Annotated in this window: 23 protein-coding genes and 1 tRNA gene; 19 read left to right on the forward strand and 5 right to left on the reverse strand. The window is 72.8% G+C overall.

Features of this window, described 5'->3' with window-relative positions:
* Position 1: 1 nt before the first annotated feature.
* The 5 genes from ASG76_RS11475 (at position 2) to ASG76_RS11495 (ending at position 8,881) form a co-directional block, all read left to right on the forward strand.
* Complete coding sequence (locus ASG76_RS11475; RefSeq protein WP_056603027.1) at positions 2-784, forward strand: IclR family transcriptional regulator; 783 nt, start codon at positions 2-4, stop codon at positions 782-784.
* Positions 785-831: 47 nt separating this feature from the next.
* On the forward strand, positions 832-3,411 hold the full coding sequence (locus ASG76_RS11480; RefSeq protein ID WP_056603035.1) for a hypothetical protein: 2,580 nt from the start codon (positions 832-834) through the stop codon (positions 3,409-3,411).
* A 106-nt stretch (positions 3,412-3,517) separates the two neighbouring features.
* Complete coding sequence (locus tag ASG76_RS11485) at positions 3,518-7,165, forward strand: (Fe-S)-binding protein (RefSeq protein ID WP_056604358.1); 3,648 nt, start codon at positions 3,518-3,520, stop codon at positions 7,163-7,165.
* 234 nt (positions 7,166-7,399) lie between these two features.
* Positions 7,400-7,948 carry a toxin-antitoxin system HicB family antitoxin gene (locus tag ASG76_RS11490; protein WP_056603038.1) on the forward strand — a complete coding sequence of 183 codons (549 nt, stop codon included), beginning with the start codon at positions 7,400-7,402 and terminating at the stop codon, positions 7,946-7,948.
* Between the two features lie 99 nt (positions 7,949-8,047).
* Entirely contained in the window at positions 8,048-8,881 is an 834-nt protein-coding gene (locus ASG76_RS11495) for a DUF4097 family beta strand repeat-containing protein (protein ID WP_056603042.1), read from the forward strand.
* 186 nt (positions 8,882-9,067) lie between these two features.
* Here ASG76_RS11495 and dcd read toward each other — a convergent pair whose 3' ends face one another.
* Positions 9,068-9,643: a dCTP deaminase gene (dcd, locus tag ASG76_RS11500; protein WP_056603044.1), complete on the reverse strand. Its 576-nt coding sequence runs from the start codon at positions 9,641-9,643 to the stop codon at positions 9,068-9,070.
* Positions 9,644-9,699: 56 nt separating this feature from the next.
* Here dcd and ASG76_RS11505 point away from each other — a divergent pair, with 56 nt between their 5' ends.
* From ASG76_RS11505 to ASG76_RS11530, 6 genes are all read left to right on the forward strand, one after another.
* Positions 9,700-10,473: an SGNH/GDSL hydrolase family protein gene (locus ASG76_RS11505; RefSeq protein WP_056603048.1), complete on the forward strand. Its 774-nt coding sequence runs from the start codon at positions 9,700-9,702 to the stop codon at positions 10,471-10,473.
* A gap of 28 nt (positions 10,474-10,501) precedes the next feature.
* A tRNA-Gly gene (locus ASG76_RS11510) sits at positions 10,502-10,577 on the forward strand.
* A 390-nt stretch (positions 10,578-10,967) separates the two neighbouring features.
* A complete protein-coding gene (locus ASG76_RS11515; RefSeq protein WP_056603051.1) occupies positions 10,968-12,245 on the forward strand; it encodes a C39 family peptidase in 1,278 nt (425 codons plus the stop codon).
* Position 12,246: 1 nt separating this feature from the next.
* Positions 12,247-13,374, forward strand: a complete 1,128-nt coding sequence (locus ASG76_RS11520; RefSeq protein ID WP_056603054.1) for a hypothetical protein — start codon at positions 12,247-12,249, stop codon at positions 13,372-13,374.
* Position 13,375: 1 nt separating this feature from the next.
* Entirely contained in the window at positions 13,376-14,002 is a 627-nt protein-coding gene (locus ASG76_RS11525) for a DUF2461 domain-containing protein (protein WP_056603057.1), read from the forward strand.
* Positions 14,003-14,075: 73 nt separating this feature from the next.
* Positions 14,076-14,612 (forward strand): hypothetical protein, encoded by a 537-nt coding sequence (locus tag ASG76_RS11530; protein WP_056603060.1) that lies wholly within the window; start codon positions 14,076-14,078, stop codon positions 14,610-14,612.
* A 4-nt stretch (positions 14,613-14,616) separates the two neighbouring features.
* Here the strand turns inward: ASG76_RS11530 and ASG76_RS11535 are convergent, their stop codons facing one another.
* Together ASG76_RS11535 and ASG76_RS11540 are read right to left on the reverse strand one after the other, a co-directional pair.
* Complete coding sequence (locus tag ASG76_RS11535; RefSeq protein WP_056603063.1) at positions 14,617-15,075, reverse strand: RrF2 family transcriptional regulator; 459 nt, start codon at positions 15,073-15,075, stop codon at positions 14,617-14,619.
* A gap of 57 nt (positions 15,076-15,132) precedes the next feature.
* A complete protein-coding gene (locus ASG76_RS11540; protein ID WP_056604361.1) occupies positions 15,133-16,038 on the reverse strand; it encodes a sulfite exporter TauE/SafE family protein in 906 nt (301 codons plus the stop codon).
* Between the two features lie 307 nt (positions 16,039-16,345).
* Here ASG76_RS11540 and ASG76_RS11545 point away from each other — a divergent pair, with 307 nt between their 5' ends.
* The 6 genes from ASG76_RS11545 to ASG76_RS11570 all read left to right on the forward strand — a co-directional run bounded on the left by ASG76_RS11545 (position 16,346) and on the right by ASG76_RS11570 (position 21,981).
* Positions 16,346-18,220 (forward strand): acyl-CoA dehydrogenase, encoded by a 1,875-nt coding sequence (locus ASG76_RS11545; protein WP_056603067.1) that lies wholly within the window; start codon positions 16,346-16,348, stop codon positions 18,218-18,220.
* 186 nt (positions 18,221-18,406) lie between these two features.
* The gene (locus ASG76_RS11550; RefSeq protein WP_056604364.1) at positions 18,407-19,288 is read left to right on the forward strand and encodes an ABC transporter ATP-binding protein; all 882 of its coding nucleotides are present in this window, start codon (positions 18,407-18,409) and stop codon (positions 19,286-19,288) included.
* Positions 19,285-20,061: an ABC transporter gene (locus ASG76_RS11555; RefSeq protein ID WP_056603070.1), complete on the forward strand. Its 777-nt coding sequence runs from the start codon at positions 19,285-19,287 to the stop codon at positions 20,059-20,061. The genes ASG76_RS11550 and ASG76_RS11555 overlap by 4 nt, the downstream gene beginning before the upstream one ends.
* A complete protein-coding gene (locus ASG76_RS11560) occupies positions 20,058-21,125 on the forward strand; it encodes a sensor histidine kinase (protein WP_157559083.1) in 1,068 nt (355 codons plus the stop codon). Before ASG76_RS11555 ends, ASG76_RS11560 begins: the two co-directional genes overlap by 4 nt.
* The gene (locus ASG76_RS11565) at positions 21,122-21,727 is read left to right on the forward strand and encodes a response regulator transcription factor (RefSeq protein ID WP_056603076.1); all 606 of its coding nucleotides are present in this window, start codon (positions 21,122-21,124) and stop codon (positions 21,725-21,727) included. Before ASG76_RS11560 ends, ASG76_RS11565 begins: the two co-directional genes overlap by 4 nt.
* Positions 21,728-21,750: 23 nt before the next feature.
* On the forward strand, positions 21,751-21,981 hold the full coding sequence (locus ASG76_RS11570) for a hypothetical protein (protein ID WP_056603079.1): 231 nt from the start codon (positions 21,751-21,753) through the stop codon (positions 21,979-21,981).
* A 19-nt stretch (positions 21,982-22,000) separates the two neighbouring features.
* On the opposite strand, the gene ASG76_RS11575 is transcribed toward ASG76_RS11570, so the two are convergent.
* Positions 22,001-22,213, reverse strand: coding sequence for a DUF6458 family protein (locus ASG76_RS11575; RefSeq protein WP_056603083.1), 213 nt, complete (start codon positions 22,211-22,213; stop codon positions 22,001-22,003).
* A gap of 155 nt (positions 22,214-22,368) precedes the next feature.
* On the opposite strand from ASG76_RS11575, the gene ASG76_RS11580 reads away from it, so the two are divergent.
* Both ASG76_RS11580 and ASG76_RS11585 read left to right on the forward strand, forming a co-directional pair.
* Positions 22,369-23,184: a maleylpyruvate isomerase family mycothiol-dependent enzyme gene (locus ASG76_RS11580; RefSeq protein ID WP_056603086.1), complete on the forward strand. Its 816-nt coding sequence runs from the start codon at positions 22,369-22,371 to the stop codon at positions 23,182-23,184.
* Positions 23,181-24,101, forward strand: coding sequence for an oxidoreductase (locus ASG76_RS11585; protein WP_056603089.1), 921 nt, complete (start codon positions 23,181-23,183; stop codon positions 24,099-24,101). Before ASG76_RS11580 ends, ASG76_RS11585 begins: the two co-directional genes overlap by 4 nt.
* Here ASG76_RS11585 and ASG76_RS11590 read toward each other — a convergent pair.
* The gene (locus ASG76_RS11590; RefSeq protein WP_056603092.1) at positions 24,098-25,612 is read right to left on the reverse strand and encodes a hypothetical protein; all 1,515 of its coding nucleotides are present in this window, start codon (positions 25,610-25,612) and stop codon (positions 24,098-24,100) included. The genes ASG76_RS11585 and ASG76_RS11590 overlap by 4 nt on opposite strands.
* Between the last annotated feature and the right edge of the window lie 58 nt (positions 25,613-25,670).

The raw sequence follows: 25,670 nt of genomic DNA on the forward strand, positions 1-25,670 counted from the left end.
CGTGAGCCAGGTCCCCGCCGCGACCCGCGCCCTGCGGGTGCTGCGGTTCCTGGCCACCCAGGCCGACCCGGTGCCGCTCGACCGCATCGTGCGCGCCTGCGACCTGCCGCGCAGCACGGCGTACCACCTGCTCAACACCATGATCGACGAGGGCTTCGTGGTGCACCTCGCCGACGAGCACCGCTACGGCCTCGGCGTCGCCGCCTTCGAGGTCGGCAGCGGCTTCACCCGCCAGGAGCCTCTCGCCCGGCTGGCGCGGCGCCCCCTGGCCGAGCTGGTCGACCGCACCGGCCACGGCGCCCACCTCGCGGTGCTCCACGGCCGCGACGTGCTCTACGTCGTCGAGGAGCGCGCCCCCGGACGCCCCCCGCTGGTCACCGACGTCGGCGTCCGCCTCCCCGCGCACCTCACCGCGTCGGGGCGCGCGATCCTCGCCGCGCTCCCGGCCAGCCAGGTGCGCGCGCTCTATCCCGACCGCGACGCCTTCGTGGACCGGCACGGCCGCGGCCCGGCCTCGCTCAGCGCCCTGCGTGCGCTCCTCGCCGAGACCCGGCAGCGCGGCCACGCCACGGAGGACGGCGAGGTGACCCCCGGCCTGCAGAGCGTCGCCGTGGCGGTGCTCGACCACAACGCGCACCCCGTGGCCGGGGTGGCGGTCACCTTCCCGAGCGACGCGGGCGCCGACGTGGCGCGCATCGCGGCCGCCGTGGGCGCGACCGCCACCCGGCTCACCCGGCGGGTCAGCGGCCCGGCGACCACCTCGACGACGGCGCGCCCCTCGTAGCCCGCGGCACGCCCCGGTCGTTGAGCCGCCGACGACAAGGAGCCGCCGTGACCCCGACGCCCCGTCCCGTCCAGCGCACCGTGATCTCCGTCCTGGCCGCGGCCGGGCTGGTGGGCGCGGGCATGCTCGGCGCCGCGCCCGGTGGTGCGCCGTCGGCCGACCTGCCGTCGACGTACGACGCGCAGGCCCGCGAGCGCGCCGAGGCCGCCGCCGAGCGCACGCCGCACGAGCACCCCGGCACCGTCGGCGTCGTGGACGCCCTCGGTCCGGCCACCGATGTCGGCCACGGTCACGTCCACAACGACCCCACGACCAAGAACGCCGTCAGCCGCAGCGGTGAGGCAGCGGCCGCACCCGACCCGACGACCGCACGGCAGCGCTCCGCGAGCCGGGGGCGGGTCGCGGCCCAGCGCACCCAGCGCGAGCCCCGGCTGCGCGGCGTGCCGCTGCGCACGCCACGTCGCACGGTCCCGGAGAGCCGCTACGCGATGGCCGGCGGGTGCTACCGCCTCGCCGGGCACGAGCTCACCTTCCAGGCGACCGGGCTGGGCACCTACCTGCTGTACGCCCCCGACCGCACCTTCCTCGCCGCGAGCGGCGCCGGCACGACGTGGGCGGCTGCTCCCTCGCCCGACGCGGACTGGACCGTGCGCGAGGTCGGCCTCGGGCGCTTCACCTTCACCCTCGCCGACGGCCGCGCGCTGCGGCGTACGACCTCCCCCAGGGGCCTCGCCACCGGGGCCGCACAGCCGTTCTCGCTGCGGCGCGCGGGTGGCTGCACGGCCTTCCCCGAGGTCGGGACCGACGTCAGCGGTCGGCCCTTCGGCGGCGTGACCTCCTTCCAGGAGGTGCGCGGCTGGGTAGACCCGCACGTGCACGGCCAGACCCACGAGTTCCTCGGTGGTCGGGTCATCTGCAGCCCGCCCTTCCACAAGTACGGCGCCCCGGCCGCGCTCGTCGACTGCCCCGACCACCAGGTCGCCGACGGTCGCGGCGCGCTGCTCGAGGACGTCCTGGCCGACCGGGCGCCCGGCACCGGGCACGACCCGGTCGGCTGGCCGACGTTCTCCTACTGGCCCAACCCGCACTCGCTGACCCACCAGCAGGTCTACTACAAGTGGCTCGAGCGCTCGTGGCGCGCCGGCCTGCGCATCCACACCAGCCTGCTGACCGAGAACCACATCCTGTGCACGATCTATCCGCTGAAGAAGAACTCGTGCGACGACCGCGACGCGGTGCGCCTGCAGGCCAGGGACATGCGCGCGATGCAGGACTACATCGACGCGCAGTACGGCGGTCCCGGCCGCGGCTGGTACCGCATCGTCACCGACCCGTTCCAGGCGCGTCGCGTCATCAACCAGGGCAAGCTCGCCGTCGTCATGGGCATGGAGACCTCCGTGCCGCTCGGGTGCAACGTGCAGCTCGGCAGGCCCACCTGCACCGAGGAGCAGATGCTCACCGAGCTCGACGAGATGCGCCGGATGGGCGTCAGCCAGATGGAGCTGACCAACAAGTTCGACAACGCCTTCACCGGCGTCGCCGGCGACGCCGGGTCCACCGGCACGCTGACCAACAGCGCCAACTTCCTCAGCACCGGGTCGTTCCTGCGCATGCAGACGTGCCCCTCCACCTACGCCCCCGGCACCGAGGACCGGCTGCAGTCGCCCAACCTCGGCGAGCTGGGCGACCCGCCGCAGGGCGCCCCCGACCAGGACGCGATCTTCGGCGCCATCTGGAAGCTCTTCGGCGACGTGGGCGTGCAGCCGGCGCCGCTCTACCCCGCCGGCCCGCACTGCAACCAGCTCGGCCTCAGCCCGCTCGGCGAGAAGCTGCTGTCGGCGATGATCGACCGGAGGATCCTCTTCGACCCCGACCACATGAGCGTCGCCGGTCGCAACGCCGCACTCGACTACCTCGAGCAGCAGCAGGCCGCCGGGCGCCCGGTCGGCGTCCTCTCCTCGCACTCGTGGTCGACCCCCGACGCCTACCCCCGCATCTACCGCCTCGGCGGCTTCGTCGCCCCCTACGCCGGCGACTCGACCGGGTTCGTCGAGAAGTGGCGCCAGCACCTGGGCTGGACCGACCGCCGCTTCTACTTCGGCTTCGGCTTCGGCTCCGACATGAACGGCTTCGGCGCCCAGGGCGACCCGCGCGGAGCCGACGCCGCCGACCCCGTGACGTACCCCTTCACAGGCCTCGGCGGCGTCACGATCGCCCGGCAGCGCAGCGGCGAGCGCGTCTTCGACATCAACACCGACGGCGTCGCGCACTACGGGATGTACGCCGACTGGGTCGAGGACGCCGAGCACGTGGCCGGCGCCGACGGTCCCGCGCTCGCCGCCGACCTCTCACGAGGGGCGGAGGCCTACCTCCAGACGTGGGAGCGCGCCTGGGGCCTGGCGCCCGACTCGTGCCGCAACCCCGGCCTGCGGATGTCGGTGCGCGCCTTCACCAGGGCTGCCGCCCCGCACCTGGGCACGCGCGCGCTGATGCGGCGTCTCGGCCAGCCGTGGCAGCGACTGGGCCGAGAGTTCACCTACTGCGCACGGGAGCCGGGCCGGAAGCGGGTCCTGATGACGGTCGAGCTCTCGCGCAGCGGGAAGGTCACGGCCGTGCGGCGCCGCTGAAGTTACCTGCGGGTAGGATCATTGTCACTCGCCAGAGCCCTGCCGTCCGCACGTGCGGCAGACCTATGCTCCGGCTCTGTACGCCCCGACCGAGGAGCACCCCTTCATGCAGATCATCGCGATCATCATCTCGCTGGCCGCCACGGCTGTGGCCGTGGTCCTGACCACGCGCGCCGTGCGCCACATGGTCGGCGTGATCCGCACTGGTCAGCCGGTGTCGCGCACCGACGCGCCCGCCGCGCGCCTGCTCCACATGTTGAAGGAGTCGGTGCTCCACACCCGCATGCTCCAGTGGCACTGGATCGGCATCCTCCACTGGTTCGTCTACGCCGCGTTCATCCTGCTCTCCTCCGCGGTGATGGCCGGCTACGTGCAGCTCTTCGACCCGCTGTTCGAGATCCCGGTCATCGGCCGGTGGTACATCTACGGCTGGGCCGCGGAGATCCTCGGCCTGCTCGGCACCCTCGGCATCATCGCGCTCGCGGTCTACCGCCAGGTCAAGCACCCGCGGACCCTCGGACGCCGCAGTCGGTTCTTCGGCTCGAACTTCTGGCAGGCCTACTTCGTGGAGGGCATGGTCCTGCTCGAGAGCGCGGCGATCCTGTTCATCCGCGGCGCGGAGTACAAGCTGCACGAGGGCACCAAGCTGCACTTCCCGCTCAGCCACCTCGTCGGCGAGTGGTTCTACCCCGACTCCGAGCAGGCGCTGAAGAACATCGTCTTCTTCGTCGCGATGGTGAAGATCACCTCGGCGATGATCTGGCTGATCGTCATCGCCTCCAACCTGACCATGGGCGTGGCGTGGCACCGCTTCACCGCGTGGTTCAACATCTACTTCAAGCGCGAGTCCGACGGCAGCACCGCACTCGGCGCGATGAAGCCGCTGACCTCGGACGGCAAGTCCGTCACCCTCGACGACATCGACGACCTCGACGAGGACTCGGTCCTCGGCGTCGGCAAGGTCGAGGACTTCTCGTGGAAGGGCATCCTCGACTTCACCACCTGCACCGAGTGCGGCCGCTGCCAGTCGCAGTGCCCGGCCTGGAACACCGAGAAGCCGCTGTCGCCCAAGCTCCTGATCACCAGCCTGCGCGACCACGCGTACGCCAAGGCGACCGGCGACGAGGCGCACACGGAGCGACAGCTGGTCGGCGTCGGGAGCAAGGGCGAGAGCGGCGGCACGGGCACCGACGTGCTCGACTACTTCTACAACCCCACCGACGGCGCCTTCGTCATCGACGAGGACGTCCTGTGGAACTGCACGTCGTGCGGCGCGTGCGTCCAGCAGTGCCCCGTCGACATCGAGCACGTCGACCACATCATGGACATGCGGCGCTACCAGCTGCTCGTGGAGTCCAACTTCCCGGCCGAGCTCAACCAGCTCTTCAAGGGCCTGGAGAACAAGGGAAACCCGTGGAACATGTCGAGCACCGCTCGCATGGACTGGGCCAAGGGCCTCGACTTCGAGGTGCCGGTCGTCGGGGAGGACCTGGAGTCGCTGGAGTCGGTCGACTGGCTGTTCTGGGTCGGCTGCGCCGGGGCGTACGAGGACCGCGCGAAGAAGACCACCCGCGCGGTCGCCGAGCTGCTCGACATGGCCGGCATCTCCTTCGGCGTGCTCGGCAACGGTGAGACCTGCACCGGTGACCCCGCCCGTCGCGCGGGCAACGAGTTCGTCTTCCAGGGCCTGGCGCAGCAGAACGTCGAGACCTTCAAGGAGTACAAGGTCAAGAAGGTCGTCTCGACCTGCGCCCACTGCTTCAACACGCTCAAGAACGAGTACAAGGACTTCGGCATCGAGCTCGAGGTCGTCCACCACACCCAGCTGCTCAACCGCCTGGTGCGCGAGGGCAAGCTGACGCCGGTCAAGGACGGCGCGGGTGCCGCGAAGCGCTCGATCACCTACCACGACCCGTGCTACCTCGGTCGGCACAACGAGGTCTACTCGCCGCCCCGCGAGCTGCTCCAGGTGCTGCCCGGCGCCGAGGTCATCGAGATGGAGCGCAACTCCGAGCGGTCCTTCTGCTGCGGCGCCGGCGGTGCGCGCATGTGGATGGAGGAGAACATCGGCGAGCGGATCAACATGAACCGCACCAAGGAGGCCGTCGGCACCGGCGCCGACCAGATCGCCGTCGGCTGCCCCTTCTGCCGCGTGATGCTCTCCGACGGGCTGACCATGCAGCAGAGCAAGGGCGAGGCCCGCGAGGAGGTCGAGGTCCTCGACGTCGCGCAGATGCTGCTCGCCTCGGTCAAGGGCGAGCAGGCCACCAAGGCCGCGCCCGGGTCGTCCGCTGCTGCTGCCGCTGCTGCTGCCGCTCCTGCCGCCTCCTCGGGTGACGTGGCCACGAAGGACGAGCCGGAGGCCGGCGACGTCACCGTCACCGAGGACACCGTCACCGAGACCGCCGACGTCGGCCCGGCCGCGAAGGCGTCGGGCGGGTCGTCGCTGTTCGACACCCCCGCATCGGAGGAGGCCCCGGCCCCCGCTCCCGCTCCCGCTCCCGCCAAGCCTGCGGAATCCGGGTCGCTGTTCGACACCCCGGCGCCGGAGCCCGAGCCGGCCGCCGAGCCCGCAGTGGCTGCTGAGTCTCCCAGCGACTCAACCCCCAGCGCGCCCGCCGAGGCCGCTCCGACGACCGACCTGGGCAGCGGTGGATCGCTGTTCGACCTCGGTACGCCGCCCGAGCCGGAGGCCGCGACGCAGAGCCCTGCCGAGCCCGCGGTGGCTGCTGAGTCTCCCAGCGACTCAACCCCCACCGCGTCCGCCGAGACCCCGGCGGCGACCGACCTCGGCAGCGGCGGGTCGCTCTTCGACATCGCGGCCCCCGAGCCGGTGGCCGAGCAGCCCGCAGTGCGCGAGCCCGAGGTCTCGGCCGCGCCCGCCGCTGAGCCGAAGGCCCCGACAGAGGCCCCTGCAGAGGTGCCTGCCGAGCCTGCTGCCGAGGCCGCTGCCGAGCCGAAGGCCGAGACCGAGGCGGCGCCCTCCAGCGCGACTGCGTCGACGCCCACCACGGACGCCGACCTGTCCAGCCTGGGTTCGCTCTTCGACCTCGAGGCTCCGGAGGCCGCTCCTGCTGCTCCGGCCGCGCCGGCTGATGCAGCGCCTGCGGCCGAGCCCGAGACCGAGCGTGAGTCGGAGCCGGAGCCCGTGGCGGCGGCCGAGGCCGAGACCGCGGTCGAGCCTGAGCCGGAGCCTGAGTCGGAGTCGACCCCGGAGCCCGCGCCGGCCCCCGCCACGGAGGCGCCCGCCTCCAGCGGCGCCGTGTCGACTCCCGCCACCGACGTCGACCTGACGAGCCTGGGCTCGCTGTTCGACATCGAGGCGCCTGCGGCCGCACCCGCACCCACCCCGAGCGAGCAGACCTCGCCCGGTCCCGCGGCAGCGGAGCCGGAGCCGGAGACGGACACGGCCGCCGCGACCGAGGCCGAGCCGACGGCCGAGGTCGAGGCAGAACTCGAGACCACGACGCCGGAGCCCGAGGCAGCACCCCAGGCAGCGCCCAGCGCGCCGCCGAGCGGTGCGGACCTGAGCCAGGCAGCCCTCTTCGCCGACCCCGAGAGCTCCGACACGGAGCCGGAGCCCGCGGAGGCCGAGGCACCCGAGGCCGAGGCACCGGAGGCCGAGGACGCCGACGCAGAGCCGGCGCCGGCGGAGGAGCCGGCCGCAGCTCCGACCTCGTCGCCGGGCACCCCGGGCCACACCCCGCGTACGGACGTGGACATCTCCGGCTCGGGCTCGCTCTTCGACCTCTGATCGACGCCCTCGCCTGACCGCCCCGGCGCCCGCCCCTGATCCTAGGGCGGGCGCCGGCTCGCGTCCTGCCCACGACCCCCCAGGTAGTCCGCTGCAAAGAGCTGGCGAAAACCCGCCCGGGACCGGCCGAACGCAGCGGACTACCCCGGCGCGGGACCGATTGATGTCACGAGGACGCCAACGTGACATCACAAATGCTTGACATGACGTCACCGTGATGTCAAAGTGGTGCACATGGACATCACCCCCTACGTCGACAGCCTCCGACGCGATCTCGTCGCGGCGGCCGAGGCCGGCAGCGAGGACCTCAAGCAGGCCGCCGAGCGGCTGGCGTACGCCCTCGACCCGAGCGCGCGCCTGGCGCTGATGGAGGCCATCTCCCACGCCGCGGCCGAGATCACCGCCGAGCTGCCCGAGGGCAGCGTCGACGTACGACTCGTGGGCCGCGAGCTCGACTTCGTCGTCGAGGTCGCCCCGCCGAGCGCCGTGCCGGCACCGCCCCCGCCGCCGTCCCCGCCGACCCCGCCCGAGGAGGACGACGGCGACCTCGCCCGGATCACGCTCCGCATCCCGGAGGCGGTCAAGGCCCGCGCCGAGGAGAAGGCCGCGGCCGCCGGGCAGAGCCTCAACACCTGGATGGTCGGCCTCGTGCGCGCCGCGACCAACGAGCACGCGATCAACATCGACGTCGACCTCAGCAGCGTCCCCTTCGTGGGCTACGACCCCTTCGCCGCCCACCGGAGGCAGGGGCAGGGCAGCCGCCGGATGACCGGCTGGCTGTAGCCCCACCGACACCACCCACCGCACGCAGCGGACCGGCACCAGGCCGGCCCGGCGGACGAGCACACCCCGAACCCATCTCGACCTGAACCGGAGACCACCATGAGCAACCAGATCGACCTCACCTTCGACACCCCCGAGCCCATCGACCTCTACGTCGAGAACGGCCGCGGCCTCGTGGACGTGACCGCCACGAGCACCACCGAGACCACGGTCCGGATCACCGGCGACCGCGCCGACGAGTTCGACGTGCGCGACCTCGGGGATCGCATCGCGATCATCGCCCCGACGCGCTCGGGCGGGTTCTTCGGCAAGGACGCCCGCGCGGAGGTCGTGGTCGAGGTGCCGGTGTCCAGCGGCCTCGTCGTCAAGGCCGGCAGCAGCGACGTGCAGACGCACGGGCGGCTCGCCGACACCCGCGTCGAGTGCGGCTCGGGCGAGGTCTCGCTCGACGTCGTCGACGGCGACACGGTCGTGCAGTCCGGCTCCGGTGACGTCAGTGCCGTCCACCTCGCCGGCGACGCGCGCGTCAAGTCCGGGTCCGGCGACGTGCGGGTCGACCGCGCCGACTCCGGGCTCGTCGTCACCACGGGCAGCGGTGACGTGCTCGTCGGCCAGGCCCGCGACGAGCTGGCCATCAAGACCGGCTCGGGCGACGCCCAGGTCGGCCTGCTCGACGGTGAGGCGATCTTCACGACCGGGTCGGGTGACCTCGCGGTCTCCGAGGCGGCCTCGGGCCGCGTGACCGCCAAGACCGCCAGCGGCGACGTGCGCATCGGCGTACGCCCCGGGACCCCGGTGTGGACCGACGTCCGCACCCTCAGCGGCCGGCTGTCGTCCACCCTGCCCTCGACCGGCGAGCCCGCCGCCGACCAGGCCTACCTCGAGGTCCGCGCCACCACCGCCTCGGGCGACGTCACCCTCCACCAGAGCTGAACCCCGAACACCCACCCAGGAAGGAGCAAGACCATGTATGACTCGTTCACCGACATCGAGCTGATCGCCCGCCACCGCATCGCCGAGCGCGTGCGCTTCTCGCCCCGCGCTCCCAAACGCAACCGCTGACGCACCACCGCGGCGTCACGGGGGCATGACGTCATCCGATCTCCGGTCGCCGGCGACTCAGATGGGCGTGCGGTGGAAGCCCTGGAACGAGCGGCTGGGCGTCGGCCCCCGCTGGCCCTGGTAGCGCGAGCCGTACTTCTCCGAGCCGTAGGGGTGCTCGCTCGGCGAGGAGAGGCGGAAGAAGCAGAACTGCCCGATCTTCATGCCGGGGTAGAGCTTGATCGGCAGCGTCGCGACGTTGGCCAGTTCGAGGGTCACGTGGCCGGAGAAGCCCGGGTCGACGAAGCCGGCGGTCGCGTGGGTGAGCAGGCCGAGCCGCCCCAGCGACGACTTGCCCTCCACTCGCGCGGCGATGTCGTCGGGCAGGCTCACCACCTCGTACGTCGACCCGAGCACGAACTCCCCCGGGTGCAGGATGAACGGCTCGTCGCCCTCCGGCTCGACCTCGCGGGTCAGCTCGGACTGGTCCGCCGCCGGGTCGATGTGCGGGTAGCGGTGGTTCTCGAAGACCCGGAAGAACCGGTCGAGCCGCACGTCCACGCTCGAGGGCTGCATCATCGCGGGCTCCCAGGGATCGAGGGCGATCCGGCCGGCGTCGATCTCAGCGGTGATGTCACGGTCGGAGAGCAGCACGCGGCCGACCCTAGCCCTGCTGCGGCGTCTCGGGGAGGCGTGATCACAATGGAGCAGTGACCTTCCACCGCTACGTCGCCCTGGGCGACTCCTTCACCGAGGGCGTCGGTGACCCCGACGCATCGCGGCCCAACGGCCTGCGCGGCTGGGCCGACCGCGTCGCCGAGGTGCTCGCCCAGCAGACCGACGACTTCGGCTACGCCAACCTCGCGATCCGGGGCCGCAAGCTCGGCGCGATCGTCGACGAGCAGGTCGACGCCGCCGTGGCGCTGGCCCCCGACCTGGTGACCATCCACGGCGGCGGCAACGACGTGCTGCGACCCCGCGTCGACCTCGACGTCCTCGCCCGGACGTACGACGATGCGATCGCGAGGCTCGCGGCGACCGGGGCGCACGTCGTGATGTTCACCATCTTCGACCCGGGCGGCGGCGGCATCTACGGCCCCGTGCGCGGTCGGATGGCCATCTTCAACGAGTGGGTCCGCGAGATCGCCGACCGGCACGGCGCGACCGTGGTCGACATGTGGCGGATGCGCGACATCGAGGTCGGCAGCGTCATGGACACCGACCGGATGCACCTCAACCGCCACGGCCACACCCACATGGCGCACGCCGTCCTCGAGGCCATCGGTGTCGAGCACGGCCTCGACCCCGTCGTCGTCGAGCCGCTGCCGGTCCTGCGCCGCCGCGAGCAGTGGGCGGCCAACGCGCAGTGGACCCGCGAGTTCCTCGTGCCGTGGGTGCATCGTCGGGTCACCGGGCGCTCGTCGGGCGACTCCGTCACCCCGAAGCACCCGGTGCTGACCAGGGTGGACCAGCCGGTCCGGTAGCATCTGGCCCGCCGTCGTACGACGGCGTGCGGATGTAGCTCAGTTGGTAGAGCGCGACCTTCCCAAGGTCGATGTCGCGAGTTCGAGTCTCGTCATCCGCTCCACTGCTCTCCGGGCGCGCGAGCGCGACGCTCTGCCCACCGTCGATGTCGCGAGTTCGAGTCTCGTCATCCGCTCCAATGTGTTTCCCGGGCGCGCGAGCGCGACGCTCTGCCCACCGTCGATGTCGCGAGTTCGAGTCTCGTCATCCGCTCCAACGTCTTTCCCGGCTCGCGTCCGCGCGATCCCCTGCCGATCGGCGGCGTCGCGTTCCCCGGATATCCGGGGAAACTCGAGCCTCACCCCCGAAACTTCGCACTGGAACCTCCAGTTTCCCCGGATATCCGGGGAAACCTGCAGACCCGCCCGGCGTGTGACCAGAGGGAGACTTGCGCCTTCTGGGGCCAGAGAGGACAGTGAGGCGTCCGTGTTCTCGGATCCGAAGGTCCTTCCCCATGCCTCTTCCCCCTCGCCGAATCCCCCGCCGCACCCCCAGCCGACTCCCCCGCCTCGCCCGGCCGGTCGCCCCGAAGCTCGCCCACCAGATCGCCGCTGACGACGTACGCCGACCGCTCTGGCGCCACCCCGCGACGATCGCGGCGGCCGCGCTCGCGCTCACCCTCGGCGCCGTGCCGTTCCTGCCCGACGGCGACGACACCGGCTCCCTCGCGCCCACCGCCGAGTCGACCGGGACGCCCGGCGCGGTCGGCCGCGGCGAGCTCACGCCCGAGATGCAGCGCGAGATCGACCGCGTGCTGGCCGAGGGCGGCGCGCTCGACCGCGCGCAGGGGCGCACGGCGCTGGCGCGGGCGTCGGTGCGGTGCGCGACCTTCGAGGGCCAGCGCTACTGCCTCGGATTCGGCTGGACCAACCAGACGGCCGAGGCCCTCGCGGCGCGCCTCGAGACGCGCCCGTCCTTCAAGCGCGTCGAGCGCACCGGCGACCTCGACGCCGACGGCCTGCTCGCCCGCGCCGCGGGACGCACGTCGACCGCGCGCACCGAGGCCGAGCGTGCCGAGCTCACGATGGCCGCCCGGTCGGTCGGCAAGGTCTGGATGCTGCGCCACGAGATCCAGGGCGTCGAGCTGCCCGCCGACTTCGCCGCCAAGCACCCCGAGGTCACCGCTGACCCCGCCGTGACCGCGCGTGGCGGCTTCGGGGACACGTATCCAGAGACGTTCGCGATCATGGACGAGTCGCAGGTGCAGTCGCAGAACCAGACCTACTGGTGCGGGCCCACGGCCATGCAGGCCATCGGCTGGGGCAGCGACCAGAAGCGCCGCAACCAGTCCTACTGGGCCCGGCGCCTCGGCACGACCACCGCCGGGACGGCGATCACCGACATGGTCCGCGTGGTCAACAACAAGACCACCTACGACGACGAGACCCACGCGGGCCCCTACGTCGTGCTCGACATCAGCGACTTCACCTTCAAGCAGTGGTACCGCCTGATGATGCGCCACATCCACGACTACCAGGCGCCCGTGGTGCTCCACCCCGTGCTGCTCAAGCAGTACTACCCCTACCTCGACGACGACGCCAGCGGGCACTTCCAGGTCGGCCGCGGCTTCGACCAGGACCCCGACAGCAACCCCAAGCTCGGCTACTTCGAGCCGTGGGACCAGTCGCGCTTCGACCCCAGCGAGCCCGCGATCGGCCGCGTGCAGTGGCGCAACGCCTACAAGGCCTACCGCGCCAACCTCGACCACTTCCAGCACAACGTCGGGGTCTGACGTGCCGGTGCGTACGACGCTCGCGCTGGCGCTGCTGCTCGTCCTGACGGGCTGCGGGAGCAACCCGTCGGACCCTGACCCGGGCGCCGGGCCGAGCTCCCCCAGCAGCCCGAGCACCCCCAGCACCCCGAGCAGCCCGACGAGCAGCGACTCCGCGCCCACTGGCGGCGCCGCCGAGGACCCCGCGCCCGTCGAGCCGACCGAGGCGCTGCTCGAGTGGAACGACACCGGCGTCCTCCCGGACACCCACTACGTCAAGGGCCCGCAGTGGGAGGCGCTGTCCGACGCGGCCGACACCCGCGTCGACCTCACGGCGGACGGCGAGCACGTGGGCCTGAAGGCCGGCAGCGGGCGCACGATCTCCGAGGTGCTGATGAGCACCGACTGGGCGGTCGTGGTCGCGCAGGACAAGGCGGAGACCGCGCCGAGCCGCGTCGTCGCCGTCGACCTCGCGAGCGGCGAGCAGCAGGACGTGGTCTCCCCCGAGGCGGCGAGCGGCGGCTCGTGGGCCCTCACCGCCGGCGACCTCTACTACCCGACGTACGGCGACGGCGGGGCCTACTGCCTGGCCACCGCGGCGCTGGCCGACAGCAACGGCGAGGACGGCTGGTGCGCCCCCGAGGGTTCGGGGTTCTCCGGCCTCACCGCGAGCGAGAACGGCGTCGGGGTCATGACCTTCGACGACGCCCGGCCGGTCGCGTGCCGCACCGTCAACCTCCTCGACGGCAGTGGCGTGCCCCAGCCGCTCGAGGGGCCGCAGGAGTGCACGGCGTGGGACGTCGCGGCGACCGCCGACGGGGCCGTCTGGTCGGAGGTCCCGAAGCCGCGGCGCCAGGAGGAGGCACACTTCCTCGCCTCGGCCGACGGCGCCTTCTTCGACCTCGGCCCCGGCACCACCGGCACCGCGCTGCCCTGCGGCGACTCGGTGTTCTTCGTCCGCGACCCGCAGGGGCCGCAGGACCCCGCGCGGCTGATGCGCTGGACACCCGAGCACACGCTCGAGGTGGCCTACGAGTCGCGCTCGCTCGGCAACGCGTTCCTCGGCGAGCCGGTGTGCGGTGGCGGCGTGGTCACCCTCACGTCGTTCGGGGAGGAGGGCGACGAGCAGGTCTGGGCTAGCGTCTCCTGACGTGAGCTTCACCGGATTCCCCGTCGCCGCGCTCGACTTCTACGACGACCTCGAGATGGACAACACGAAGTCCTTCTGGGAGTCGCACAAGCACGTGTGGAAGGAGTCGGTCGAGGCGCCGATGAAGGCGCTGATGGCCGCGCTCGAGCCGGATTTCGGGCCCGCGAAGGTGTTCCGTCCCTACCGCGACGTGCGCTTCGCCAAGGACAAGACGCCCTACAAGACCCACCAGGGCGCGTTCGTCGCCGCGGGCCCGCGGACGGGGTGGTACTTCGAGATCTCACCGCGCGGCACACGCGTCGGCGCCGGGTTCTACGACGCCGACGGCCCCCAGCTGGCGAGCATCCGCGAGGCGATGGCCGACGACAGGACGGGCCCCGCGCTCGACCGTTTGCTGAAGCGCCTCGAGAAGGACGGCTTCGAGGTCGGCGGCGAGCAGCTCAAGACCTCGCCGCGCGGCTACGACGCCAACCACCCGCGCATCCACCTGCTGCGCCGCAAGCAGCTCTTCGTCGGCCGCTCCTACGGCTTCGACGCCGACGCCATCGACGCCGGCCTGGTCGACCGGGTGCGCGCGGACTGGAAGGCGCTGCGACCCCTCGTCAGCTGGCTGCGCGCCACCGACTGAGGCACTCCCACAGTTCCGGTCGCGGTCGGGCTGCGTTCACGCACCCGTCGTACGACGCCGCCACGCTCGCGCCATGGCCAAGAGACTGTTCCTGCTCCACGTGGGCCCCGATCCCGTCGACCTGCGCGCCATGACCGCGACCCTGGCCCACGGCGACGTCGCCGTCCCGGACGTGGCCGCGGACGTGCTCGTCCACGCCGGCATCGAGATCCGGCGCAGCCACAAGGCCGCCGGGCTCAAGCGCAAGCAGGTCGAGGGCTCGTGGGCGAAGGTCTGCCGCCGGGCCCGCAAGGCGAAGGCCGACTGCTTCGTCAGCGTGCCGGCGTTCTTCGACGCCACTTCCGAGCAGGTGGCGCTGGCCCTCGACGGCCTCGCCGGCTCGAAGGTGGTGCTGGTCGTGACGAGCGGCTTCGACGTGGAGCCGCCGGCCGCCTGGTTGGCAGAGGTCCGGCAGGACCGCGTGCACGTGCTGCCCTCGCACCTGTCCGACGAGCAGCTCGCCGCCCAGGTCGCCCGCATCGCGCTGATGGAGGAGGAGCGACGCCTCGACAAGCGACTGGCCAAGGTCTCCGGGCGCCGCCGTCAGGTGGACCGCGGCCTGGCCGCGTGACGGCTCAGTGGGGCTGCCAGGCGTCGTCGTCCTCGGTGAGGGCGGCGACTCCCTGGGGAAGGGTGCCGTCGGCGAGGTCCTGGATGGTGACCTGCTCGAAGACCATGCGCAGCGAGTGGCGCGCGGCGATCCACACGTGCTGCAGCACCTGCGCCGAGTCGTCGTACTCGACCGCCTCCGGTCGCAGGCCGTAGACCGAGACCAGCGGCCCGTCGACCGCGCGGATCACGTCGGCCACCGTCACCGACTCCGGCTTGCGCGCGAAGCGCCACCCGCCGGACTGGCCGCGCTGGGACACCACGATGTCTGCGCGGCGCAGGTCGGCGAGGATGGCCTGGAGGAACCCGTGCGGGATGCCCTGGGCCTTGCCGAGCTGCTCGGCGCTGACGGCCGTGCCGTCGGTGCGCACCGCGATCTCGATCAGGGCCCGGAGGGCGTAGTCGGCTTTGGCGGAGACGCGCATGGGCCCAGTTTGTCAGACAAGTCGACCCACACACTCGAGCTTGGGCTCCGGGCGCGCTCAGACCGCGGCGGTCTGCAGCTCCGCGTCGTGCTCGGGCGCGGTCGCACGCGCGAGGCGCTCCTGCCTGACCGCCCACACGATGCCCGCGATCCAGAGGACGAACACGACGGCCGCGGTGGCCGCGACACCGACCCCGGGCACCCCCATGGCCTCGAGGAGGGTCTTGGAGTTCGTCAGGATGATCAGGCCGCCGGCAGCCGTGCCGAGGACCCGGGCCGCGAGGTGCTTGACCAGCCAGGCCGCGACCGGGGCGGCCACGACACCACCGGCGAGCAGCGCGCCGGCGTAGCCCCAGTTGATGCCCGCGGCGCCGAGGCCGACGAGGAAGCCGAGCGAGCCGCCGACGGCGACGACGAACTCCGAGGTGTCGATCGAGCCCACGACCTTGCGCGGCTCGAGGCGACCGCTGGAGAGCAGCGAGGTGGTGCCGACCGGCCCCCAGCCGCCGCCACCGACGGCGTCCAGCGTGCCCGCCACGAGGCCCATCGGCGCGAGGAAGGCCGCCGACGGGTGGCCCTTGAAGGTCGGGCGGGCGCCGCCGAGGCGCAGGAAGCGGTAGACGACGTAGAAGCCGAGGCTCAGCAGGATCACGGCCACGACCGGCTTGGCGACGGCGGCGTCGAGGTTGGAGAGCAGGGTCGCGCCGAGGAAGGCGCCGACGAAGCCGGGCACCGCGAGGATCGAGACGGTGCGCCAGTCGACGTTGCCGAGCTTGTGGTGGGAGAAGCCGGAGACCAGCGACGTGCCGATCTCGGAGAAGTGCACCGCGGCGGACGCGGCAGCGGGGGCCACGCCCACGGCCAGCAGCAGGGTCGACGACGTCACGCCGTAGGCCATGCCCAGGGATCCGTCGATGAGCTGGGCCAGGAGGCCCACGAAGCCGAGAACGATGAGCTTGCGCACGATCGCCAAGCCCCCTTCCGCGTCCGGTCGACGGCGTACGTCGAGCGAGTGATGTTTGTCAGGTGAAAGAGTAGACATACATGAGGTGATAGACAAAACCGACATGGGTGGCGGCGTGTCCGGCGACGAGTTCCACGGGCCCGGGCCCAGGCCCGGATCCAGACCGGATCCACGCGTGTGAGCCGCGACATCCGGCGTTCGTGTTGCGTCACGCGGCCCGGCGAGGCATCATTTTGTTACTGGCGAGTAGCGCACTGCGCTCGCACCCCGGAACCGCACCCCACACGCGACCTGACAGGTGGAATCCGTGAGCCACTACAAGACCAATCTCCGCGACATCGAGTTCAACCTCTTCGAGGTGCTCGGCCGTGACGAGGTGCTCGGCACCGGTCCCTTCGGTGACGTCGACGGCGAGAGCGCCCGCGAGATCCTGCGCGAGGTCGAGCGCCTCTCCCGCGAGGACCTCGCCAGCTCCTACGAGGACAGCGACCGCAACCCGCCGGTCTTCGACCCCGCCACGCACACCGCCCCCGTGCCCGAGTCGTTCAAGGCCTCCTACCAGGCCTGGATGGACTCGGAGTTCTGGCGCCTGCAGGTCTTCGAGGAGATGGGCGGCACGCCCGCGCCGTCCTCGCTGATCTGGGCGATCGGCGAGATGGTGCTCGGCGCCAACGCCCCGGTGTGGATGTACGCCGCCGGGCCGGCGTTCGCCAACGTCGTGCACCGCAACGGCAACGACCGCGACAAGGCCGTCGCCCAGTTCATGGTCGACCGCCAGTGGGGCTGCACCATGGTCCTCACCGAGCCCGACGCGGGCTCCGACGTCGGCGCGGGCCGCACCAAGGCCACCCCCAACGAGGACGGCTCGTGGAACATCACGGGCGTCAAGCGCTTCATCACCAGCGCGACGCACGACATGAGCGAGAACATCATGCACCTCGTGCTCGCGCGCCCCGAGGGCGTCGAGGGCGTCGGCGGCCCGGGCACCAAGGGCCTCTCGCTCTTCTGGATGCCCGAGCACCACTTCGACCTCGAGACCGGCGAGCTGACCGGCGAGCGCAACGGCGTCTACGTCACCAACGTCGAGCACAAGATGGGCATCAAGGTCTCCAACACCTGCGAGGTCACCTTCGGCGACCCGCAGGTCGGCGGCGGCGAGGCCGCGAAGGGCTGGCTCCTCGGCGAGGTCCACGACGGCATCGCCCAGATGTTCCAGGTCATCGAGAACGCCCGCATGATGGTCGGCACGAAGGCCATCGCGACGCTCTCCACCGGCTACCTCAACGCGCTCGACTACGCCAAGGAGCGCGTGCAGGGCGCCGACCTCACCCAGGCCGCCGACAAGACGGCCCCGCGCGTGACGATCACCCACCACCCCGACGTACGCCGCTCGCTGATGACGCAGAAGTCGTTCGCCGAGGCGATGCGCGCGCTGGTGCTCTACACCGCCACCTGGCAGGACCAGGTGATGATCGCCGAGCACGCGGGCACCGCCGACTCCGACGAGGCGCGCCTGGCCGCGGCCGTCAACGACCTGCTCCTGCCGATCGTCAAGGGCTACGGGTCCGAGCGCTCGTGGGTGCTCCTGGGCACCGAGTCGCTGCAGACCTACGGCGGCTCGGGCTTCCTGCAGGAGTACCCGATCGAGCAGTACGTCCGCGACGCCAAGATCGACACCCTCTACGAGGGCACGACCGCGATCCAGGGCCAGGACTTCTTCTTCCGCAAGATCGTCAAGGACCAGGGCCGTGCCCTGGGCCACCTGGCGAAGGAGATCGAGGGCTTCATCGCCTCCGAGGCCGGCAACGGCCGGCTGAAGAACGAGCGCGCCCTGCTCGCCACCGCGCTCGAGGACGCCAACGCGATCGTCGGCCACATGATCAACGACCTGATGTCGTCGCAGGACGACCTGCGCAACATCTACAAGGTGGGGCTCAACACCTCCCGCCTGCTGATGGTGCTCGGCGACGTCGTGTGCGCCTGGCTGCTGCTGCGCCAGGCCGACGTCGCGCTGGGCAAGCTCGCCGGCGACGTGTCGGGCAAGGACCAGGCGTTCTACGAGGGCAAGGTGCAGGCCGCGCAGTTCTTCGCGCAGACCAACCTGCCCAAGATCAGCGCCGAGCGAGCCATCGCCGAGGCCACCACCCTCGACCTGATGGACCTCGACGAGGCGGCCTTCTGAGCCTCGGCCTCTGACAGCACCAGCCAGGAAAGTCCCCGGATATCCGGGGACTTTCCTGCTTTGCGCCCGAGATCTGGGGGGCGAAGCGGGAGACTCGGGTACAAAGCCCGACCGATGACAGGTGTCACGCCGAGGTCATGACCTCTGCCCCCTGTGCCGGGCCGCGCGTACGACGAGGCTGGAGGCGTGAGCGAGAGACATCCCCCTGCCATCCGGGCCACCGGCCTCCGCAAGACCTTCCGGTCGACCGACGGGAGCACGGTGGTCGCGGTCGACGGCGTCGACCTGTGCGTCCAGCCCGGCGAGATCGTGGCCTTCCTCGGCCCCAACGGTGCCGGCAAGACCACCACCGTCGACCTGCTGCTCGGCCTGACCCGGCCCGACTCCGGGACCGTCGAGGTCTACGGCGGCACGCCGCGGCAGGCGGTGGCCGCGGGCCGCGTCTCCGCGGTGATGCAGACCGGTGGCCTGCTGCCGGACTTCACCGTCGAGGAGACCGTGCGCGCGATCGCCGCGACGCACGGGCGTACGGACCGGGTGGCAACGGTCATCGAGCGCGCCGGGCTGTCCGCGATCGCCGGCCGGCGCGTGCAGGCCTGCTCGGGCGGTGAGCAGCAGCGCCTCAAGTTCGCGCTCGCCCTCGTGCCCGACCCCGACCTGCTCATCCTCGACGAGCCGACCGCAGGGATGGACGTGGCCACCCGCCAGCACTTCTGGGACACCATGCGCGCCGACGCCGCGCAGGGCCGCACGATCGTCTTCGCGACCCACTACCTCGCCGAGGCCGACGAGTTCGCCCAGCGCACGGTGCTCATCGCCCGCGGCCGCATCGTCGCCGACGGCCCGACCGCCGACGTCCGCGCGTCCTTCGGCGGGCGCACCGTGTCGTTCCGGCCCCCGCCCGACGTCGTACGACCCGACGGGCTCGACCCGGCCTGGCTGGACCGCGTCGAGCAGGCCCTCGTGCCCCTGGGCGTCGACGGGCTCGAGGTGTCGAGCGCCAGTCTCGAGGCGGCCTTCCTCGCCCTGACCACCCCCGCCGACGAGCTGGCCGGAGCATCGCGATGACCGCCCTGGCACCCACCACCCGGAGCCCGCGGCCCGCGCTGGCGACGTACGCCGCCCTCGACCTGCGCCGCCAGCTGCGCGACCGCGTGGGGATGTTCTTCATCGTCGCGCTGCCGTCGTTCATGTACGTCGTGTTCGGGCTCGGGTCCGAGGACTCCGTCGGCAGCGGCAACGTCGCGATGTACATCATGGTCTCGATGGCGACCTACGCCGCGGTGACCGCCACGACCACCGTCGCTGGCGGCGCGACGACCGAGCAGGTGATGGGCTGGGGCCGCCAGCTCGCGCTGACCCCGCTGCGACCGATCGCCATCGTCGGCATCAAGGCGGCGGTGGCCATGACCGTGGCAGCCGTCGCCGTCGCGCTGGTCTTCACCATCGGCGCGCTCACCGGCGCCTCCGGAGCGGCGAGCGACTGGGCGCTGTCGGCGCTGCTGGTGTGGGCGCTGTCGGCGATGTTCGCGATCTACGGTCTGGCGATCTGCCTGCTCTTCCGCGGGCCCAACACCCCCGGCATCGCCTCGGGGCTGATCGTGGTGATGGCCTTCCTGGGCAACCTCTTCACGCCGATGGACGGTCTGATGCTCGACATCGGGCGCCTCACGCCGATGTACGGCTTCGCGGCGCTGGCGCACTACCCGCAGACCGACGGGTGGCTCCCCCTCGGCGGGCACGACCCGCTGTGGCTCCCGGTCGCTAACGTGCTCGCGTGGACCGTGATCTTCGCCCTGCTGGCCCTGTGGGGCCTGCGCCGCAGCCGGGCGCGGGCGTGACCCAGCAGCTGGCCGGCGGCGCGGACGGTGCCCCCGGCCCGTGGGCGCGCTGGGGCTGGGCCATGGCGGTGGTGTGGCTCGGGTTCCTGTTCTTCCCGCTCGTGGGGGTGTGGGAGTCCGATGCGCCGGCCGCCGCCAGGGCCGCGACCATCGCCGCGATCGTGGTCTTCGCGGTCCTGTACGTCCTGGGCTTCAGCGTCGTGCCCGAGCGCCTGGCCCTCGGCGTGCTCGCGGCGATGGCGCTCTGCATGGTCGCGACCGTGCCGGTGCTCGGCGTCGACTCGCTCGGCATGACGCCCTACCTCGGCGCCTTCTCGGCCCTGCAGGTGCCGGCACCGGCGTGGAAGTGGACGACGCCGGTGACCGCCGTGATCCCGGTGCTCTCCCTGCTCGGCAACGACGACTTCCCGGCGTTCTTCTTCATCCTGGTGTGGCCCATCATCGGCGGCTGCACCATCGTGCGCGTGCTGACCGAGGCCGAGATGAGGGCGGGCGCGACCCGCAGCTCGCTCGCCCTGGTCGCCGAGCGGGAGCGGGTCGCCCGCGACGTGCACGACGTGCTCGGCCACTCGCTGACCGCGCTCTCGGTGAAGGCCGAGCTCGCCGCCCGGCTGATCGACGTCGACCCCGACAAGGCCCGCGCGGAGCTGGAGTCGATCCAGGCCACCGCGCGCCAGGCGCTCGCCGAGGTGCGCGCCACCGTCGGCGGCCTGCGGGCCGGCAACCTCGAGGCCGAGCTGGCCGCCGCGCCACGGGTGCTCGCCGACGCGGGTGTCGAGACGACGACGGTCGGCGACGTGGCCGACACCGACCCGCGCCACCGGGCGCTGCTGGCCTGGGTGCTGCGCGAGTCGGTCACCAACGTCGTACGCCACGCGCGGGCGCGGTCGGTCGTCATCGAGCTCGGCCCCCGCGGCCTCAGCGTCACCGACGACGGCGCGGGCCCCTCGGGCGCCGAGGGCAACGGGCTGCGCGGCATGCGCGAGCGCGTCACGGGGGTCGGGGGCACGCTCGACGTCTCGGCCGTGTCACCGGGGACCCGCGTGGAGGTGGTGCTGCCGTGATCCGCCTGCTGCTGGCCGACGACCAGGCCCTGGTCCGCGGCGCCCTCGCTGCGCTGCTCGACCTCGAGCCGGACCTCGAGGTGGTGGCACAGGTCGGGCGCGGCGACGAGGTGGTCGAGGCCGCCCGCGCCTCCGGCGCGGAGGTCTGCCTGCTCGACATCGAGATGCCGGGCATGACCGGGATCGACGCCGCGGCGGCCCTGCGCCGGGAGCTGCCCGGTGTGCGCTCGCTCGTCGTCACGACCTTCGGGCGCCCGGGCTACGTCCGTCGCGCGATCGAGGCAGGCGCCTCGGGCTTCGTCGTCAAGGACACCCCGTCGCGCCAGCTCGCCGACGCCGTACGTCGCGTGCACGCCGGGCTGCGGGTCATCGACCCCGACCTCGCCGCGGAGTCATTGATCGACGGGCCGAGCCCGCTGACCGGGCGCGAGCGCGAGCTGCTGACCTACGCCCTCGACGGGTCGCCGGTGGCCGCGATCGCTGCGCGCGTGCACCTCTCGGAGGGCACGGTGCGCAACCACCTGTCGTCGGCGATCGGCAAGACCGGGGCCACCACGCGCACCGAGGCCGCGCGGATCGCGCAGGACCGAGGCTGGCTCTGACGCGCTCTGCCACACTGCTGGCCATGGCGTACGGCACCAGCCCCGGGTCGGCTCTCTCCGTGGTCGCCTTCGTCTGCGCGGGAGCAGCGGTGCTCGGGTTCGGCGGCCCGCTCCTGGCGGTCGTCGCGATGGTCTGCGCCACCCTGGCGATGGCGCGCGGCGAGGACCTGGCCGGCCCGGCGGTGCTGGTGTCCCTCGTGGTGCTGGTGCTGTCGTTCGTGCTGCCGACCGGCGCGGTGCTCAGCCGGCTCTAGCCCCGGGCCACGGCCCGGCTCACATCTCGCGGCGCTCCTCCACGTGGGTGGTCCTCGAGCGCTGGTTGTTCATGACGAGGCTGAGCACGAGGGCGAGCACGCCCGCGATGACGAGGATCCAGCCGACCGTGGTGGGGTCGACGACCTCCTGGAGGGAGTCGGGGAACTCCTTGATCGCGAAGAGCAGGATCAGGCCGATGACGAGCAGCACGATGCCGATGCCGATACCCATGACGACTCCTTTGCCGGGGTGCGGCCGGTCGGCCCGGCCGTCGCGACCAGCCTAGGACCTGCGCGGCCCCGGATCGCGGCACCCGCCCACCCGCGCGGGTGGGCGCGGGTCGGCCGCACGGGCCGGGACGACGCGCGCGCCCCTAGGCTCGTGCCATGACCGACCAGGACCGGCTCTCCGCACTCGTCGCCGTGTGGTGGGAGGCGATCGACTCCTTCACCCACCTCCTCGAGCACGTCGAGGGCGACGAGTGGGCCGCGCCGACCGACCTTCCGGGGTGGGACGTGCACGCGGTCGCCGCGCACACCGCCCATCTCGAGGCGCTGCTCGCGGGACGGCCGCACGACGACGTGGAGGTCGTCGACGCGCCCCACGCGCGCGGCACGATGGGCCAGTTCACCGAGCAGGGGGTGCTCGCCCGGCGCGGGGAGTCCGCCGACCAGCTCATCACCGAGATCCGCGAGTCGGCCACGGCGCGCCACACGCAGCTGCTCGCCGATCCGCCGAGCGACCCCGGCGCGCCGGCTCCCGGCGTCTTCGGCGCCATCGGCTGGACCACCGGCCTGCTGCTGCGCAACCGCCCGCTCGACGTGTGGATGCACGAGCAGGACGTCCGTCGTGCGCTGGGGCGTCCGGGCAACCTCGACTCGGCGCCCGCGCGCCACACCACCGACTACCTGATGGAGTCGTGGCCCTTCGTCGTCGCCAAGCGGGCCGGAGCGCCGGCGGGCAGCGTCGTACGCCTCGAGGTGGAGGGCCACGAGCCCGCGACCGCCGTCGTGGGCGAGGACGGCCGCGGACGACGCGGCACCTCCGACGACGGCGAGCCGACCGCGACGCTGGCGATGGACCGCGAGACCTTCGTCCTGCTCGCCGGAGGCCGCCGCGCGTCCGCGACCGACGCCGTGCGCGTCTCCGGCGACACCGGCCTGGCCGCGCAGGTGCTGTCGGTGATGGGCGTGACCCCGTGACCTGGACGACGGCCGACATCGGCGACCAGACCGGCCGGTCCGCCCTCGTCACCGGCCCCACCCTCGGCGGCCTCGGCTTCCACACCGCCCTCGAGCTGGCCCGGCACGGCGCCCGCGTCACCCTCGCAGGCCGTACGCCGGCCAGGCTGGGGGCGGCCGCCGAGGCCATCACCGCCGAGGTGCCCGACGCGCGGCTCGAGACCCTCGTCGTCGACCTCTCCGACCTCGCCTCCGTGCGCGCCGCCGGCGCGGAGGCCGCGCGCCTCGGCCCGCTGCACCTGCTGGTCAACAACGCCGGGATCATGGCGACCCCGCTGCGCCGCACCGCCGACGGGCTCGAGTCGCAGATGGCCACCAACCACTTCGGGCCGTTCCTGCTCACCGGGCTGCTGCTCGACCAGCTCGTCGCGTCCGGCGACGGCCGGGTCGTCACCCTGTCGTCGCAGATGCACCGCGTGGCGCGGTCCGCACCGCTCGGCGACCCGCACACCCGTCGGCGCTACTCGCGCTGGCACGTCTACGCCCAGACCAAGCTGGCCAACCTCCTCTTCACCTCCGAGCTCGACCGTCGCCTGCGCCGCGCCGGCCTGCCGGTCACCGCGCTGGCGGCCCACCCCGGGTTCGCCGGCACCCACCTCGCCGTCAACGGCCAGCTCGGCACCACCCAGGGCCGTCGGGCGGCGATCATGGACGCGGCGGTCAAGGCGGTCTCGCAGTCGGCGGCAGCGGGCGCGTGGCCGACGCTGATGGCCGCCACCGACGACCTGCCCGGTGGCACCTACGTCGGCCCCAGTGGTCCGGGCCAGGCCGGCGGCCCGCCGCGCGTCGTCGGCACGTCGCCGCTGGCGCGCGACGAGGTCGCGCAGCGCAGGCTGTGGGAGACCAGCGAGGAGACCGTCGGCCTGGCCTGGCCCTAGGACCGGGTGCGGTCGCGCACCCGCACCAGGCCCGACAGGGTGCCGAGCCAGACGGTGCCGTCGGCCCCGACGGCGACCTGGGAGCGGTCGCTCCCGGCGAGCAGGCCGGTGCCCGTGCGCACGCTCCACATGCTCCGCCCGGACGACGCGTCGACGGCGGTGAGGTACCACGCACTGACCCCGACGAGCGAGGGCCGCTTGGTCCAGGCGTAGAGCAGGCCGTTGGGCCAGCTCGGTGTCGCCCCGGAGCCGGGCGACACCGCGTCGCTGGTCCAGCGCACCACGCACCCGCCGTCGACGAGGTCGACGCGGGACATCCCGGGGCTGGAGGTGAAGCCGAGCAGCGTGCTGCGCGGCGAGGAGTAGCCGTCGTTGTTGGTCACCACCACGCCGGTGCCGAGCGGCGCGAGCGGGCTGTCCGTGGCCCCGTCGTCCTTCTCGAAGACGGGTTGGCGGCACAGGTGCCGGCCGTCGTCGCGCGCGAGGAACAGCACGCCCAGCCGGGCGTCCACGCGGTCGGTGACGGCCACGACGCCGCCGTCGAGCAGCACCGGCGCGGAGCCGCTCGCGCCGTCGTACTCGCTGCGCCAGACCTCCTGGAGCCCGCCGCCCAAGCCGGCGACCAGCCGGTGCAGCGCCTCGTCGGTCACGACGTAGGCCCCCGTGTCGTCCGTCGCGAGCCCGCGCCGCACGTCCTCGCCGAGGTCGGTCACCGCCACCTGGCCCGACGCCGGGTCGATGGTGCCGACCAGCCCCTGCTGCGAGGCCCACCAGACACGGCCCGACCAGTCGGGGGCCACTGCGACGAGGCAGTCGCCGTAGGGGACGTAGGGCTTGAGGTCCCACGACGTCACGGTGCCCAGGTCCGGGTCGCCCTTCGCCGACCGCGTCGCGACGACGCGCACCTCCCGGGTGCGGGTGGCCACCACGACCCGGTCGGCCTCGTCGACGTACGACGTGTCGAGTCCGTCGGCGTCGGCGCACGTCTCGGCGTCGGGCAGGTCGCGGCTCACGACCGGGCGCATCGTGTCGGCGTCGACCAGTCGCAGGCTGGGCCCGGACCGGTCGACGCAGCGGGCCACGAGCGTCCCGGCGGAGGTGGCGTCGAGCCTCCCGCAGCGCTGGAGGCCGAACCACGAGGTGTCCACCTCCGGCTGCAGGCCCAGCGGACCGGGCCGGGTGGAGTCGTCCGCTGCCAGGTGGGGGTTCGCGGGCGCGTCGGGGGCGGGGCCGGCGGGGTGCGCCGTGGCGGGACGTCCGACGTACGACGGCCCGGCGAGGACGCCCGGCGCCGGCGGGACGGGCAGCCAGCCGTCCGGGACGACGAGCACGAGCGCGACGAGGGCGAGGACGACCGCTCCGGCCAGGCCGGCGACGCGACGCTCGACGTGGGCACGGTCCTCGACCCACCAGCGGACGCGCGGCACGCACAGCAACGCTGCGGCGACGAGCAGGACGGCCGGTCCCCAGGCGAGCCAGGAGAGCAGGAGCGCGCCGACCAGCCAGACCACCGGGCGACTCTAGGTGAGCGCGGCGGGTCCTCCGGGCAGGCTCGACGGGGAGCGCCGC

It is taken from the genome of Nocardioides sp. Soil774 (assembly GCF_001428125.1).
Lineage (GTDB): Bacteria > Actinomycetota > Actinomycetes > Propionibacteriales > Nocardioidaceae > Nocardioides.

What these genes read in the sequence shown, in the direction of transcription:
- ASG76_RS11485 (WP_056604358.1), top strand. Translation starts at nt 3,518, where the DNA reads ATGCAGATCATCGCGATCATCATCTCGCTGGCCGCCACGGCTGTGGCC.
- ASG76_RS11490 (WP_056603038.1), top strand. Translation starts at nt 7,400, where the DNA reads ATGGACATCACCCCCTACGTCGACAGCCTCCGACGCGATCTCGTCGCG.
- ASG76_RS11495 (WP_056603042.1), top strand. Translation starts at nt 8,048, where the DNA reads ATGAGCAACCAGATCGACCTCACCTTCGACACCCCCGAGCCCATCGAC.
- ASG76_RS11515 (WP_056603051.1), top strand. Translation starts at nt 10,968, where the DNA reads ATGCCTCTTCCCCCTCGCCGAATCCCCCGCCGCACCCCCAGCCGACTC.
- ASG76_RS11530 (WP_056603060.1), top strand. Translation starts at nt 14,076, where the DNA reads ATGGCCAAGAGACTGTTCCTGCTCCACGTGGGCCCCGATCCCGTCGAC.
- ASG76_RS11535 (WP_056603063.1), bottom strand. Translation starts at nt 15,075, where the DNA reads ATGCGCGTCTCCGCCAAAGCCGACTACGCCCTCCGGGCCCTGATCGAG.
- ASG76_RS11555 (WP_056603070.1), top strand. Translation starts at nt 19,285, where the DNA reads ATGACCGCCCTGGCACCCACCACCCGGAGCCCGCGGCCCGCGCTGGCG.
- ASG76_RS11570 (WP_056603079.1), top strand. Translation starts at nt 21,751, where the DNA reads ATGGCGTACGGCACCAGCCCCGGGTCGGCTCTCTCCGTGGTCGCCTTC.
- ASG76_RS11575 (WP_056603083.1), bottom strand. Translation starts at nt 22,213, where the DNA reads ATGGGTATCGGCATCGGCATCGTGCTGCTCGTCATCGGCCTGATCCTG.
- ASG76_RS11580 (WP_056603086.1), top strand. Translation starts at nt 22,369, where the DNA reads ATGACCGACCAGGACCGGCTCTCCGCACTCGTCGCCGTGTGGTGGGAG.